The organism is Gracilibacillus sp. HCP3S3_G5_2 (genome assembly GCF_052063305.1).
Classification (GTDB): domain Bacteria; phylum Bacillota; class Bacilli; order Bacillales; family Amphibacillaceae; genus Gracilibacillus.
Genome location: NZ_JBQHXU010000001.1, coordinates 174,154 through 188,169, shown reverse-complemented (window position 1 = coordinate 188,169; position 14,016 = coordinate 174,154). Strand labels below are relative to the sequence as shown.

Here is a 14,016-nt window from a genome sequence, read left to right as displayed (position 1 = left end):
CTTATGCATTTCCACCTATAGCTTGATCCGAGACATCAGGATCAATGGTATTCGTAATATTAAAGCCTGTGTTCGTGTTTAAGAAATCTCCAGTATTATTAGCACCAGCACCAGAAGCAGACTTTTCGGCACTTTTTGGTGATAAATAAAAACTGTCACCAAAATTAATTACACCGCCAGCAACACTATTAATTTTGATCGGACCTACAATTGCAGGCAAGCCTATCACTACCTTTCTGTTTAGGATAATTCCTTTGTTTTGCGAATTTCAGCTATTCCATTATTCTCCTCTTTATCTTCTGGCGCCAAAATGCGGATATGTTTTGTACGAGAGAATGCATACACGTTTTTATTATTCCCTAATTGTGTAATGGAAGATGTAGAGAGCGCCGTAATATCAATTGTGGATACAGTGATATTGTTGCGATAGTGGTAATGATCACCGTTTACTACCTCTGGATCAGATACGGTTTGGATAGTTGTATGGAAGATTGGATACTGATCTAATTCAAATCCCTTATCAGATGAAATACCTCCCTCTTTTTGTACTGCAAGAATGTCTGCATTAGGTTCTACTTCTTTCGCATCGCCAATTTGAAATACGGAACTGTCGGCAATACTGTTTATCCTAATTTGTTTCACTTTAGTCGTTCTGGGACTCATGATCCATCAGCTCGACGTTTCTTTGGGTATTACCACCACCAGCGATGTACGATTCAGGTGGAGTATCAAAAAGGGAAGCTAGTTGAATTTCATGGCTGTCGCCAACGATAAAAAGAGAAGAACTTGTAATCCCGACAATTGAAATATTTCCAACTCCTAAATTCCAGTTATTTACTTTATAATGCATAATGTTTAAATTACTCCTTTTGCTTGTTTTCGAACCATTTCTTAAGACCTGTTTGAAATTCTTGTTTTACATTAGACAGTATATGTTCAGTCATTTGTTCAGGAGGAATATTGGCCTGTTGATAGTGAGCAATCCTGCTGGCAATCTGCTGTTTGATATCTTCTAATAAAGTTTGTCGGTAGCCAGGGTCCAATGGGAAATGATATTGTTGTTCCAATGATTCCAAATAGCCAGGTAATTCCTGATCAGCATACTGTTCTAATGCCTGATGTACAGAAGGTAATGGACCACCATTATGACTAGGTAAAGAAAATTCATCCATTGATTGTAAATCTTCCGGAGTGACCCCGATGTGAAGTGTACCATCTAAACGTTCTATTTTTAATTGGTCAAAATGATATTCTAACTTTTCTATAGTTGTTTTAGGTGAATGTTGTTGTTCAAGCTGGCGGATACGATTCTCTAAGGAGTTGATTTGATTGTGTAATTGTTGAACTTGCTGTTGTAATTGAGTTATATAATAAATCATCATCTGATAATCCATCAGAAATCACTCCTTAGAGAATATTAAAACGGTGATAAAGGAACTAGTGGTTCTGTTACGCCTTGCGGTGTTGCTTCTTCTGCGGGAGTTTCGAATCCTCCTGTATTGTATAATTGAGAGACTGCCTGCATTTTCCCAGTACTTCCAATTTGTAAAACAGACGAATTCGTAATATTTTCGACTTTCAAAAAATGAATATAGATAGATTGATTAACGGTAAGATTCATTACATCACCTACAATACTCCGCTTATATTTTGATCAAATTTATCATTATCTACCATTTTGGTTTGCGCATTTACCATGTGAATACGTATTCCATCCCCTGTGTTAAAGGAACCACCTCCAGCGAAGGTTTTCGATTGCGTGTAGGGCTGTATTGTATAAACATCACCAATGTGAAAAATGCTCGAGGAACCAAGATTAATTACTTTCACTGCTCCAACAATGGCTGGCATAGACATCATCCTTATATTGATACATCATTTTCTAATTATTTTATGAACTTCGCAAAGAGTTTGTGAAAATAACGGTTAAACAATAGTAGTTTTTACCAGCTAATTAAGATAAAATGAAAGCAGACATTAATAGGGAGAGTGAACAATATTGATTAATGCAACACCTTTAGCAGACTCGAAAAGGTTACCATGGATTGATACCGCTCGTGGATTTGCAATTTTTGGTATCTTTATGGTGAATCTACCAGCCTTTCATGCACCATATTTTATTTATGGCAACGGTACTAACTATTGGGGGACTGGTGAACCAGGGGTTTGGCAATGGATTATAGATATTTTTTTCCAAGCAAGCTTCTATTCATTATTTTCTTTTTTATTTGGCTTTGGAATGCAGGTCATTTACGAAAATTTACATGCTAAAAATGTAGAAGCTCCGAAAAAATGGATGATACGCCGTTTACTAATCTTGCTTTGTTTTGGTCTCATTCATGCATTTTTGATTTGGTATGGTGATATTCTCATTACATATGCCATAACCGGATTTTTGTTACTGTTATTTTTGAATCGTAAAAATGTTACATTAGTTGTCTGGAGTATCTGTGTTTTACTCATTCCGACACTTCTGTTTACGGGATTGTTATTTTTAGCTAGTTTAATTGAAGATTTGAGTAATATTGCCAATGTGGCTGCTATTGAAAGTGCCTACCAGCATTATGGACAAGGCAGCTGGGGTGAGATTCTGGCACAGAATGCGAATGACTGGTTATTTGGAAATACGGTATTTAACTTTATATTAGTGATTTGTAATCTATTACCAATCTTTTTAATCGGATTACTTTTTGCCCGAAATAAATGGCTACATGATTTACAAGCTCATAAAAAAACGTTGGGGAAATGGTGGATTGGCTCACTTATACTGTTTGTACTGTTCAAGGCAGGACCGTATGCTTTTGGGAATCCATTTTGGTTTTCCATGCTACAAGACACTGTAGGAGGTATAGCATCAGCCATTTTTTATATGCTCACCATCACCTTTCTTTATCAAAAGCTGAAGAAAATATTCACGCTTATCGGTTATGTGGGCAAAATGGCACTATCTAATTATATTTTGCAATCGATTATTGGTGTCACATTATTCTATTCGATCGGATTTGGATTGTATGGGAAGCTAACCCCTTTTCAAACTGTATTAGTCGGCCTAATCGTTTATCCAATACAGGTTATACTTAGTTATTTATGGCTGAAAAAATTTAAACGCGGACCGTTGGAATGGGTATGGAGGAGTCTTATTTACAAAAAAAAATTGTCTAATAAACGCAAACCTCAGGAACAGTCTGGAAACTAAGCAAACATGAAAATTGTTTACAATGTAGTGACAACTCAGTCTCACAAATGAAATCTGTTCCAATCCATGATATGATACATTTAGTTCATTTAAAATTGGGGGTGCATGAAAGATGACAACACATTTACACATAACGGCATGGGTAGTGGGATTAATTCTACTATTTATAACCTATGCACTGTACAAAGGTGGAAATAAGTCAGGGAAAATGCTACATATGATTTTGCGATTAGATTATTTATTGATTGTGATTACAGGTATCCTGCTGTTTACAAACTATCTGGATGTGTATACAGGTTCAGCAGGTACGCTTGGGGAAGTAATCGTAAAAATGCTTGCCGGAGTCTGGGTAATCGGTGCGATGGAAATGGTGTTAGTTAGGACAAGTAAATCCAAAGCAACTAAAGGTGCTTGGATACAATTAATTATTGCCCTCTTATTAGTAATAATTCTTGGATTTGGAAGACTGCCAATCGGATTTCAATTTATGGGCTAAAGAAGATACGGATATTTTTCCGTGTCTTTTTTTCTATCCTTTTATTTTTCCTTGGAGGCGTTACGATTCGTTCTAAAAAACAAGGAAAAAAAAGTAAACCTCCAATGCGAGCACAGGATAAATGCCAATCACCTGTTCATTTTCTGCCTACCGCTGCATACATTAATAAAAGCTACTATGATAGGGAAAGGTGTGTCAATACAGTATGTGTGGGATTACAGGTTGGGTCGATTTCACCCGAAACATGGAGAATGAAAGAGAGCAAATACAGCGTATGGCAACTAAAATGATTCATCGTGGTCCAGATGAAACAGATTACTATTTTGAGACGCATGTCGGATTCGGTCATCAGCGCCTAATCGTTGTTGATCCTGCTGGTGGCAAACAACCAATGTGTAATGCAAAAGGCGATCATCAGTATGTTTTAGTGTATAATGGGGAGCTTTACAATACAGAAGATATCCGCAAGGAATTATTGAAACAAGGGTGGCAATTTAACTCTCATTCAGATACGGAAGTACTACTGAAGAGCTATATGGAATGGGGAGAGGCTCATGTTGAGAAGTTAAACGGTATTTTTGCATATGCTATATGGGATCCTTCCAAGCAACAACTGTTTCTAGCTCGTGATCGCCTTGGGGTGAAACCTTTATTTTACAAGGAACACCAAAATGGATTACTATTTGGCTCAGAAATAAAAGCTCTTCTCGCACATGATGAAGTAGAACCTGTGATAAAAGAAGAAGGATTATCCGAGATTTTTGCGCTTGGTCCTTCACGTACTCCAGGGCATGGTGTGTTTGATGAATTGAAGGAATTACGTGCAGCCCATGTAGGCATTTTTAACAGAGATGGTTGGAAAACCAGACGTTACTGGAATGTGGTAAGTAAACCACATGAAGATTCCATAGAGGAAACTGCCAAAAAGGTACGAAGTTTATTAATAGATGCTGTAGAGAGACAGCTTGTTTCCGATGTTCCGCTTGGCACCTTTTTATCCGGTGGAGTGGATTCGAGTGCAATCACTGCTATAGCTGCCAATTATCTTGATCAAAATCAAAAAGATGCTCTGCAAACCTTTTCCATCGATTATGAGGATAATGATAAATACTTTAAGAAAAGTAGCTTTCAACCCAATCAGGACAAAACGTATATTGAAAAAATGGTTCAGTCATTGGGGACAGAGCACCATAGCTTTGTGATTGATAATGTTACATTAGTTGATTTATTAAAGGATGCAGTCCATTACCGTGATTTGCCTGGAATGGCGGATGTCGATTCTTCTTTATTATGGTTTTGTGAACAGACTAAAAAACATGTAACCGTTGCTTTATCAGGAGAATGTGCGGATGAAATTTTTGGTGGTTATCCTTGGTTTTATCGTGAGGATGACCTTAATCGGGAAGGTTTTCCGTGGATTCGTTCTTCAGAAGTCAGACAAAATCTGTTGCGATCAGATGTGAGTCAACAATTAAATCTTGCAGCATACACCCAAAAAAAGTATGAAGATACGGTGAAAGAAGCTCCTTTATTAGAGGAAGAAGGAGAAGAAGCAAAAGCAAGAAGACAAATGTTCTATTTAAATATGCAATGGTTTATGCCAACGCTGTTAGATCGTAAAGACCGTATGAGCATGGGGGCAAGCTTTGAAGCACGTGTACCGTTCAGTGATCACCATCTTGTTGAGTATGTTTGGAATATTCCCTGGGAAATAAAAACATATGGTAATCGTGAGAAAGGGATATTAAGAAAAGCATTAGAAGGAATTCTACCAGACGAAGTACTTTATCGTAAAAAAAGTCCATATCCTAAGACACACCATCCCGCTTATACGCAAGCAGTCATTCATTGGATGAATGAGATTATTAATGACAAGGATGCACGCTTATTTGAAATATTAGATCGAACAAAGGTAAAAGCGTTAGTTGATCAAGAGGCAGCAAATATCAGTGCCCCGTGGTTTGGTCAATTAATGACCGGCCCCCAGCTCCTTGCTCATATTGCTCAAATCGAATACTGGCTGCAAGAAAATGATGTGATGATAAAGATATAATATTATGGTGTTAAAATTGGATGAAAGTAGTGACCTGTTATGAAGAATTTATCTGTTAGTATGTTGCTTCTTCTTATTATTCCTAGCACATTATTCGCACTATCATCGAATAGCCCTTATGTTTTATTAGACGGTCGTGTATATGAGATAACAGATGAACAAATCAATCATGTACTTATTGGCCAATCAGTTGGAGAAGTAACTACTCAAGCAGATGATCGCACTACTACGTATTTTGGCAATGCATCTAATCATTACTCAATAGGTACCAAGTATTTTAAAATAGAAGGTATAGATATTGCTGAGGCAATTGCCGTCGAGGAACAAGCAGCATATGTCAAAGCCGAATTTAGTCATCGAGCACCTTTACACTGGCGCACTATCATCTCCTATCTTACACCTATCCTCTTTTTGACGGGATTGATTGTCATCTACCGAATTCGAGAACAACTAAAGAAAACCTACCAAAGCTCTCTGTCAAGATAAGATAGAGAGTTTTTTTATTGTTCGTATGATAATAGCTACTGAAATAGATTAACATTCCCTGTCAACTTTACTGTGTTGATGGTAGACGATTGGTTTCTTTGTTTCGTCCCACATACTAGAATAGGAATTATATATTTACTTGGTCACAAAAATTTCATCTTATTTTTTATTTAGGGATTTGACTTTCTATCATTGTCTAGGATAATAGATGAAGAATCTATTTCAGAAAAGGGGACCATTATGCACTACATAAGAAAAGTATTACTAGTTATGGTTCTACTCCTTTGTTTATTTCCGGCATTATCAGTAATGGCAGAAGAACAAACTGGAGAAAGAATCTATTATATTTTAGTAGACCGATTTGTAAATGGAGACAGCAGTAATGATATCGAGATTAATATTGAAGATCCATCTGCCTACCATGGCGGGGACTTACAAGGTATCATTGATAAAATACCTAATTTAAGTGAATTAGGTATAACAACCCTAAATTTAAGCCCAATAATGAGATCGGCTTCCTATCATGGTTTTGATCCTTTAGATGTACAGAGTATTGATCCGCAATTTGGCAATATCGCTGAATTACAAAATCTAGTTGCAGAAGCAAATGAAAACGAAATGAAAGTTATCCTGGATCTTGTACTAACACATGTTGATAGTCAACATAGTTGGGTTAGTGAACATTCTGATTGGGTAAATGAGCCAGCTGCAAATCCATTAAAAGAAGAATTGCCAACTGTCAATTTGGACAACGAAGAGGTACAGCAGTATTTTCTTGAAACTGCGGTTTATTGGATCAAAAGTACCGGAATAGATGGTTTTCATATCTATGTAGATGAACAGACACCACAAACATTTATTGATGAACTTCGTCAAAGGATTCAAGCAGAGAAAGAGGATGCGTTTTTAATAGTGGATGGGAGAGAAGATGAAAATGCACTCGCTCATGATTTTCAAACACAAGCAGTTAGTAAATTGAAGCAACCTGGTGAATCTTTAGAAGAGTTATTTTCTCAAGAGTTAAGTGGAGTACATTACCTGGAATCTGCTCTTACTCCACGTTTTACACATGAAATAGTGAAGGAAGGCTTTCATCCTGTTTCAAGGTGGAAACTTGCAACGACATTACTATATACACTGCCAGGGTCTACTTTTCTTTATCAGGGAGTAGAAGTACCGATGGATAATGGATTAGATGAACCAGATCATCGAATGGCTGAATTAAATAAAGAAGATGAAGAAATCGTCCAGCATTTAGAAAAGTTGGCGGCAATTCGTCAAGGATCTAGTGCATTAGAAGCGGGAGATATAGAACTTGTCGCTCAGACTGGTGCAATGTCTGTTTATAAAAGAAGCACTAATGAGCAAACGATGTATATAGCGATTAATAATGATACGGAAACACAGGTTGCTTCATTGGAAGGAATTAGTGAGGATATGCAGCTGAGAGGGTTGCTGGAAGATAATATCGTCAGAAAACAAAATGATAATACACATAAGGTGATTTTAGAACGTGAAACAAGTAATATCTTTATCTTAGAAGAGGATACCGGGTTTAATTGGTTCTTTATTTCTATGATTATAGTGATTCTTGGTGGGTTTATTGCATTTATTGTTGCAGTTGGTGTGAAGAATCGAAAAATGCAACAGCAAGCTAAATAGTAATAAGCAGAATATTTTCTTCAAAGTCGACATGTCCTGAATGTCTTAGTGAAAATTCAAACGATTATTCAAATAGACCTTGAAATCGTTTGGATTTTTTTACATATTTATTAGGAACATACTACGCACTAACTTATTTGCTTCGTAGTAATTTTGAGAGGCTATAGTTGCGAAACCATCGCTCCGGTTGTCCACTTTCCTTTCCACGGGTTTTTCTCCTCAGCTAACTTTGGTAAGTAAAGAACACTTACCAAAGTGGATCTTCGGATAAAAATATCCCGTAGGAGTGAAAGCGGACCCTACGCTATAAGAGGTGTTCCACACTATTTACTACAGCTAGGATGCTTACAAAGAAGCTGGCCATTAATGAAAGAGCATATTATTGAATTAGATGCTGCTTATCCGGTAGCTATTCCTGAATTTGCCTTAGTTTCTGGTATGGAAGAATATGTAGAAATGGCAAAACAAGCATTAGAAGTTGCTGAGAAATAATAGGCTAGTTAAGTTTAAATAATGTGAGAGCTATATACAGAAATGACTAAAAGCATGCTAATACATAGAGTGATTGGCACGCTTTTAGTAAATGTTTGAACACTTATTCTGTTTCTTTGTGGACAAATGCTTTTCTTACCCAAATCCGAGATCGCCATCGCCTTAGCATTAACACGCCTCTTAGCCATTCATCAGCAATAAAGGCGATCCAAATACCTAATAATCCTAAGTCTAAAAAGATACCAAAGAACCATGCAAAGGTAACGCTGACTCCCCACATCGAAGCAATTCCAATTACAACCGGGAATTTGACATCACCGGCCGCTCTCAGCGAGTTAATGACAATAAGGTTAAATGCCCTTCCTGGCTCCAGAATAATGGTAATTAATAAAAGGAACACACCTTGTTCGATAATGGTTGGATCATCAGTGAAAATGCCAAGTAAGGTTGGACTGAAACAGTAGAAAATGATTGCCATTAATGTGCTGATGACAATCGCTATTTTTAAACTTTTGATACAACGCTTATAGGCACTTTCTATATCACCTGCACCAATCATGTGTCCGATTAGAATTTGTGATCCCTGCCCAATTGCAATCGAAAACAGAAGGATGAACATCATTAAGTTTTGTACGTATACTTTTGTTGTTATCGCAATTGTTCCCATTTGGGCAACAAAATAGGTGATTGCCATTTGACTTGTATTATAGGATAACTGTTCACCTGCAGAAGGTACGCCAATTTGTAATAAATCCTTCACATGCTTTTTTTCGTAACGGAAAAATGATTGAAAAGGAAGTTGTCGTTCACTACGCCAAGCCAAAATAAATAATAAAATAATAAATCCGATAAAACGACTTATCATTGTTACATAGGCAACTCCCTCGACACCAAGCACTGGAAATCCAAACGGGCCGAAAATCACAAAAAAGTTACCGACCACATTTAAAATATTCATTCCGATCGTGACATACATGGTGTCCTTGGTAAATCCATAGCTTCGTAAAATAGCTGATACTGTCATTATCAGTGCTTGAACGAAAATAAATCCGCCGACAATGTTCATATAAATAGACGCTTCATCCATTAGTTCTGCAGGTAAATCCATCAATCGTAAAATGAAATCACTGAAAATAAATAAAATAATACTTAGTACTAAAGAAAACCATAAATTTAGACTGATGGATGTTACTGCAATTTTTCCTGCTGTTTTCGATTGCTCCGCACCGAGATTTTGAGCAACGAGTATCGATGCTCCTGCTGCTACAAAGCCAAACATTACGATGACAACAGATAATACTTGATTGGAGACACCGACTGCAGCAACTGAATGATCTGAGTACTGACTTAGCATCAAAGTATCCGCATTCCCCATTAACATATGCAGCAAAATTTCAACAAAGATTGGCCAAGTTAAGGCAAATAAACTCAATTTTTTTGTCTCTGTTTGTTTCATTATGCTCCTTCTTCCATTTAGTTTATATACTAAGAATATTACTTTACACCAAATCACGGAAAAAGGAAACGGTTAAATCTTTAGTAAATGCTAAATAAATGTAAGTTTAGATTGTGGTAAAATATTACATGTGAAGGAATAGTAGCTATCATCGCAGGGATATTATCTTAATACTACAGCAACAAGGTGTACCAATAACTTATTTGTTTTTTCTCTTCAGGTGAATGTCGTGACCTTTACTCGATTTAAATAATTTTCCCACCATTAACATGAATCGTTTGCCCTGTTACATAACTTGCATCATCACTTGCCAAATAGACATATGCTGGCGCCACTTCAGCTGGTTCGCCTGGACGACCCATTTCTGTATCAGAACCAAATGTTGCAACTTGCTTTTCGTCAAAGCTTGCCGGAATTAATGGGGTCCAAATTGGTCCAGGTGCTACACTATTTACACGAATTCCTTGTTGGACAAGTGATTTTGCTAACGATTTTGTGAATGTTGTAATGGCCCCTTTTGTACTGGAATAATCAATCAGTGTTTCATTCCCTTGAAAAGCAGTAATAGAAGAGGTGTTGATAATTGTACTACCTTGTTTCATATGTGGAAGTGCTGCTCTGGTAAGATAAAAATAACCAAAAATGTTTGTCCGGAACGTTTTTTCTAACTGATCGTCTGTAATTTTGAGAAAATCCTGTTGAGGATATTGAACGGCAGCATTATTTACGACAATATCTATTTTTCCGTGTTCAGCCATCACTTTTTCTATCACATCTTGACTAAACGCGCTATGGGAAATATCTCCACGAAAGAGACTACATGCACTACCTTCTTGTTCGACCAATTTTTTCGTGTCATTGGCATCTTGATCTTCATCAAAATAAATAATGGCAATATTTGCTCCTTCTTTGGCAAAATGTATTGCTACAGAACGACCAATTCCACTATCCCCACCAGAAATGATCGCAACTTTATTTTTTAATTTATTACTTGCTTGATAACCTTCATTTGAGCTGAGAGGGAGAGGCGTCATCTTATATTCAAAGCCTGGCTGTCGATCCTGATGCTGTTTTGGTAATACTTCTTTTTTCTGGTTTGCCATTCTTTACACTCCTAAAAACTTTTTCTCCTAGTATGGCAAAAATGGAGGGTAACATACATAAAAAAATCCCTGTTCGTGAGCTCCTCTGATATTCGAGGATCCGCTTATCGAGCAGGGATTTTTAAAAGTTTGCTAAGCCTCAGTGGAGGAAAAACGCCAATGAGTGGCATACTTCCTTTATTTCGGGGAATCATTCAAGAAAAATAGAGCGATTGTACCAGGACCGGAATGGGCGCCAATGGCAGACCCGACCATATTAATTTTAATATCTTTAACCTTCCATTTTTCACGAATCATACTGGCGATATGTTCAGCAGTATCAAGAGCATCACCGTGGCTAATTGCAACTAATTGATTATCAAGATCCTTACCGCGTTCTTCCATTACTTCTATCATCCGCTTGTACACTTTTTTGGAACCTCTTACCTTTTCTAAAGGGATCAGCTTCCCATCTTCCATGTGTAACAAAGGCTTTACTTTTAGTAATGTACCAACAAAAGCTGCTGTTTTGCTGACACGGCCTCCGCGATACAAGTATTCCAAGTCATCGACGGTGAAAATGTGCTCCATATGCTCATAGTAATGTTTACTTACATCGAGAATTTCCTCGATACTTGCTCCTGATTGTGCTAATTCGGCAGCTCTTTGTACGACAAGCCCATATCCTAATGATGCACATTTTGTATCAAGTACGTGTAATTCAAAGTCAGGAAATGCTTCTTTCACTTCTTGCTCCATTAATTTTGCCCCTTGATATGTACCAGACAGTTCGGAAGAAAAAGCTAAATATAAGACCTGATTACCTGCCTTGGCATGTTTTTCAAAGGCATCTTTGAAAACTTGAGGACTGACTTGGGCGGTTTTTGGAGCCTTGCCTGCTCGCATTTCATCGTAAACCGTTTTGGCTGAAATCGATACACCGTCTTGATATTCTTCACCATCTAATTGAACAGTCAACGGCAGCATTTCGATATCATATTGTTGTAAATCTTCAGATGAAAGATCACATGCTGAATCAGCTAGAATTTTTACTGTCAATGTAACCCCTCCTTTTTTCTTTTCGATCATGTATGGATGATCGTTTTTAGCTTAATATAAGTGTAAGCTTAACGGATAGATACGTCAAAATAAATTTACATTTTTTTTGCTCAAAATACTTGGTTTCCCGAAAAGATTCTAGTATAGTTTATTCTTGTGCAAAACAGATTATTAAATTTAAATAAGGGTATATGAACCTTATGGGTTCTGTTAATAGGAGGGATGCTACATATGTTTCTAATGGAAGCAAAGCGAATAGCCATTGTAATACTTGGTGCGGTTTTTAACGCAATTGCGCTTAATTTTTTCTACATTAGTGCAAATGTTTATGCAAGTGGCTTTACTGGTATTTCGCAAATTTTATCTACTATTTTTTCTGATTACTTAGGCATTAATATTGCTAGTACAGGTATTATTTTACTTATTTTAAATATTCCCGTAGCTATTATTGGTTGGTTAATGGTTGGAAAAGGTTTTACGATTTATAGCTTTCTGTCCGTTATTGCTACATCTTTTTTCCTTGAAGTATTGCCCATTGTTACATTATCTAGTGATATCTTTTTAAATGCGGTATTTGGTGGTGTAATCGCAGGGGTTGGTGTCGGTATTACGTTGAAGTGGGGTGCCTCCACAGGTGGTTCGGATATCATAGCAATGATACTATCGCGGATGAAGGATAAGCCAATCGGTGGTTACTTAATGATAATCAATGGAATGATTATTGTCATTGCCGGGATTTTAAATGAACCTGAGAATGCACTTTATACATTAGTAGGCTTGTATGTTACAACACGTGTGATAGATGGCATTCACACACGACATGAAAAAGTAACAGCTATGATCGTAACGAAAAAAGCAGATGAACTGCAAAAAGCCATTCACGACACCATGATTCGAGGAATTACGATATTACCGGTTAAAGGTGCTTATACAAAAGAAGATAAGCATATGTTATATTTAGTTATAACTAGGTATGAATTATATGATTTAGAAAAAATCATCCATGAAGTTGACGAAAATGCCTTTACCAATGTCATTCAAACAGCAGGTGTATATGGATTCTTCAGAAGGAATGACTGAAACCTTTTTTCGTAGTTAACGTCTAAACTGATAAGGGGGAAGAAATATGAGAAACTATTTCTTACTTATATCCATTATGTTGATGGTCTGGTTAGCGGCTTGCGGTACGGCTAATACAAATGAAGAGGATTCATTGAATGCAGAACCGGTAGATAGTTCAGGTGAGTCTTCTACAGAGGAAACGGAGGATATTTCTTCAGTTATGGAAAATTTAGAATTACAAGTTAAGGCAGAACAAGAAGGAGATAAGATTGACTTTACATTTCAGTTAGTAAATAAAAATAAGAATACAGTTGATCTAACGTTCTCTTCTAGTCAGCAATTTGACATTAAATTATCCCGTGGTAAGCAGTTAATTTATCAATATTCTCATGAACAAATGTTTTCGCAAGCTTTAGTTGAGGAATCATTAGCGCCGGGTGAAATGAAAAAGTGGACAGAAACTTGGGAGATTTCACAATCATTGGAGCCTGGTGAATACGAAGTAGAAATGATACTTTTACCTTCTCAGATAAATGGACAGCAAGTAGAAGGGGAGCCGTTACAACAAACATTTACGATTACATTAGAACCAGTAACTAGCGAAGAAGATCCAGACAATCAGCATGAGTCATTTCGTTCTGTGGAAGTTGAAGGAGAAAATGGTGAGTATACCGTTACAGGTGAGGTAGATACAAGTGCAGGTGTAACCTATTACGAGGTGGAGGATGGTCATAATTACTTCGTTGAACAAACAGAGATACCTGTCGAAGGTGATGGCTGGCAAGAATTTGAGATAAATGTATCAATCGCTGAGGATTTATTACCGCAGAACGGGGCAGTTGTTATGCTGCTATTTAATGAGGATCGCACAGAACAAATGCCAGTACAATTAGATGTAACAAAATAGAAAAAAAGAGGAGGTGCTAAACCTTCTCTTTTTTGATTAGAATCAACAAATTCAGTATAGCTTAG

General features: G+C 37.0%; 16 protein-coding genes and 1 pseudogene. 8 read left to right on the top strand and 9 right to left on the bottom strand.

What is annotated here, in order from left to right; translation table 11 throughout:
- Position 1 precedes the first annotated feature (1 nt).
- Genes ACTNEP_RS00940 through ACTNEP_RS00915 form a run of 6 tightly spaced genes read right to left on the bottom strand, consistent with a single transcriptional unit; the run spans position 2 to position 1,851 of the window.
- The gene (locus tag ACTNEP_RS00940) at positions 2 to 220 is read right to left on the bottom strand and encodes a spore germination protein (protein WP_441159667.1); all 219 of its coding nucleotides are present in this window, start codon (positions 218 to 220) and stop codon (positions 2 to 4) included.
- A gap of 20 nt (positions 221 to 240) precedes the next feature.
- Complete coding sequence (locus ACTNEP_RS00935; protein ID WP_441159666.1) at positions 241 to 642, bottom strand: spore germination protein GerPE; 402 nt, start codon at positions 640 to 642, stop codon at positions 241 to 243.
- Between the two features lies 1 nt (position 643).
- A complete protein-coding gene (locus ACTNEP_RS00930) occupies positions 644 to 850 on the bottom strand; it encodes a spore gernimation protein GerPD (protein WP_441159665.1) in 207 nt (68 codons plus the stop codon).
- Between the two features lie 10 nt (positions 851 to 860).
- On the bottom strand, positions 861 to 1,394 hold the full coding sequence (gene gerPC, locus ACTNEP_RS00925) for a spore germination protein GerPC (RefSeq protein WP_441159664.1): 534 nt from the start codon (positions 1,392 to 1,394) through the stop codon (positions 861 to 863).
- Between the two features lie 23 nt (positions 1,395 to 1,417).
- Positions 1,418 to 1,621: a spore germination protein GerPB gene (locus tag ACTNEP_RS00920; RefSeq protein ID WP_441159663.1), complete on the bottom strand. Its 204-nt coding sequence runs from the start codon at positions 1,619 to 1,621 to the stop codon at positions 1,418 to 1,420.
- 8 nt (positions 1,622 to 1,629) lie between these two features.
- On the bottom strand, positions 1,630 to 1,851 hold the full coding sequence (locus ACTNEP_RS00915; RefSeq protein ID WP_441159662.1) for a spore germination protein: 222 nt from the start codon (positions 1,849 to 1,851) through the stop codon (positions 1,630 to 1,632).
- Between the two features lie 148 nt (positions 1,852 to 1,999).
- Between ACTNEP_RS00915 and ACTNEP_RS00910 the strand changes: the two genes are divergently transcribed.
- The 6 genes and pseudogenes from ACTNEP_RS00910 to ACTNEP_RS00885 form a co-directional block, all read left to right on the top strand.
- Complete coding sequence (locus ACTNEP_RS00910; RefSeq protein WP_441159661.1) at positions 2,000 to 3,196, top strand: DUF418 domain-containing protein; 1,197 nt, start codon at positions 2,000 to 2,002, stop codon at positions 3,194 to 3,196.
- 112 nt (positions 3,197 to 3,308) lie between these two features.
- Entirely contained in the window at positions 3,309 to 3,692 is a 384-nt protein-coding gene (locus ACTNEP_RS00905; protein WP_441159660.1) for a YisL family protein, read from the top strand.
- 205 nt (positions 3,693 to 3,897) lie between these two features.
- Positions 3,898 to 5,745, top strand: a complete 1,848-nt coding sequence (gene asnB / locus ACTNEP_RS00900; RefSeq protein WP_441159659.1) for an asparagine synthase (glutamine-hydrolyzing) — start codon at positions 3,898 to 3,900, stop codon at positions 5,743 to 5,745.
- 39 nt (positions 5,746 to 5,784) lie between these two features.
- Entirely contained in the window at positions 5,785 to 6,231 is a 447-nt protein-coding gene (locus tag ACTNEP_RS00895; protein WP_441159658.1) for a hypothetical protein, read from the top strand.
- A gap of 240 nt (positions 6,232 to 6,471) precedes the next feature.
- Positions 6,472 to 7,893: an alpha-amylase family glycosyl hydrolase gene (locus tag ACTNEP_RS00890; RefSeq protein WP_441159657.1), complete on the top strand. Its 1,422-nt coding sequence runs from the start codon at positions 6,472 to 6,474 to the stop codon at positions 7,891 to 7,893.
- Positions 7,894 to 8,250: 357 nt separating this feature from the next.
- Positions 8,251 to 8,385, top strand: a pseudogene (locus ACTNEP_RS00885) (macrolide 2'-phosphotransferase); the annotation flags it as partial.
- A gap of 103 nt (positions 8,386 to 8,488) precedes the next feature.
- Here ACTNEP_RS00885 and ACTNEP_RS00880 read toward each other — a convergent pair.
- The 3 genes from ACTNEP_RS00880 to ACTNEP_RS00870 all read right to left on the bottom strand — a co-directional run bounded on the left by ACTNEP_RS00880 (position 8,489) and on the right by ACTNEP_RS00870 (position 11,982).
- Positions 8,489 to 9,841: an MATE family efflux transporter gene (locus ACTNEP_RS00880; protein ID WP_441159656.1), complete on the bottom strand. Its 1,353-nt coding sequence runs from the start codon at positions 9,839 to 9,841 to the stop codon at positions 8,489 to 8,491.
- A gap of 245 nt (positions 9,842 to 10,086) precedes the next feature.
- Positions 10,087 to 10,944, bottom strand: coding sequence for an SDR family oxidoreductase (locus ACTNEP_RS00875; protein ID WP_441159655.1), 858 nt, complete (start codon positions 10,942 to 10,944; stop codon positions 10,087 to 10,089).
- Between the two features lie 177 nt (positions 10,945 to 11,121).
- The gene (locus tag ACTNEP_RS00870; RefSeq protein WP_441159654.1) at positions 11,122 to 11,982 is read right to left on the bottom strand and encodes a DegV family protein; all 861 of its coding nucleotides are present in this window, start codon (positions 11,980 to 11,982) and stop codon (positions 11,122 to 11,124) included.
- Between the two features lie 231 nt (positions 11,983 to 12,213).
- Here ACTNEP_RS00870 and ACTNEP_RS00865 point away from each other — a divergent pair, with 231 nt between their 5' ends.
- Both ACTNEP_RS00865 and ACTNEP_RS00860 read left to right on the top strand, forming a co-directional pair.
- Positions 12,214 to 13,062, top strand: coding sequence for a YitT family protein (locus tag ACTNEP_RS00865; RefSeq protein ID WP_441159653.1), 849 nt, complete (start codon positions 12,214 to 12,216; stop codon positions 13,060 to 13,062).
- Between the two features lie 46 nt (positions 13,063 to 13,108).
- The gene (locus ACTNEP_RS00860; protein WP_441159652.1) at positions 13,109 to 13,951 is read left to right on the top strand and encodes a BsuPI-related putative proteinase inhibitor; all 843 of its coding nucleotides are present in this window, start codon (positions 13,109 to 13,111) and stop codon (positions 13,949 to 13,951) included.
- Positions 13,952 to 14,016: the final 65 nt, after the last annotated feature.

What these genes read in the sequence shown, in the direction of transcription:
- ACTNEP_RS00930 (WP_441159665.1), bottom strand. Translation starts at nt 850, where the DNA reads ATGCATTATAAAGTAAATAACTGGAATTTAGGAGTTGGAAATATTTCA.
- gerPC (WP_441159664.1), bottom strand. Translation starts at nt 1,394, where the DNA reads ATGGATTATCAGATGATGATTTATTATATAACTCAATTACAACAGCAA.
- ACTNEP_RS00920 (WP_441159663.1), bottom strand. Translation starts at nt 1,621, where the DNA reads ATGAATCTTACCGTTAATCAATCTATCTATATTCATTTTTTGAAAGTC.
- ACTNEP_RS00915 (WP_441159662.1), bottom strand. Translation starts at nt 1,851, where the DNA reads ATGCCAGCCATTGTTGGAGCAGTGAAAGTAATTAATCTTGGTTCCTCG.
- ACTNEP_RS00905 (WP_441159660.1), top strand. Translation starts at nt 3,309, where the DNA reads ATGACAACACATTTACACATAACGGCATGGGTAGTGGGATTAATTCTA.
- asnB (WP_441159659.1), top strand. Translation starts at nt 3,898, where the DNA reads ATGTGTGGGATTACAGGTTGGGTCGATTTCACCCGAAACATGGAGAAT.
- ACTNEP_RS00895 (WP_441159658.1), top strand. Translation starts at nt 5,785, where the DNA reads ATGAAGAATTTATCTGTTAGTATGTTGCTTCTTCTTATTATTCCTAGC.
- ACTNEP_RS00890 (WP_441159657.1), top strand. Translation starts at nt 6,472, where the DNA reads ATGCACTACATAAGAAAAGTATTACTAGTTATGGTTCTACTCCTTTGT.
- ACTNEP_RS00880 (WP_441159656.1), bottom strand. Translation starts at nt 9,841, where the DNA reads ATGAAACAAACAGAGACAAAAAAATTGAGTTTATTTGCCTTAACTTGG.
- ACTNEP_RS00875 (WP_441159655.1), bottom strand. Translation starts at nt 10,944, where the DNA reads ATGGCAAACCAGAAAAAAGAAGTATTACCAAAACAGCATCAGGATCGA.
- ACTNEP_RS00865 (WP_441159653.1), top strand. Translation starts at nt 12,214, where the DNA reads ATGTTTCTAATGGAAGCAAAGCGAATAGCCATTGTAATACTTGGTGCG.
- ACTNEP_RS00860 (WP_441159652.1), top strand. Translation starts at nt 13,109, where the DNA reads ATGAGAAACTATTTCTTACTTATATCCATTATGTTGATGGTCTGGTTA.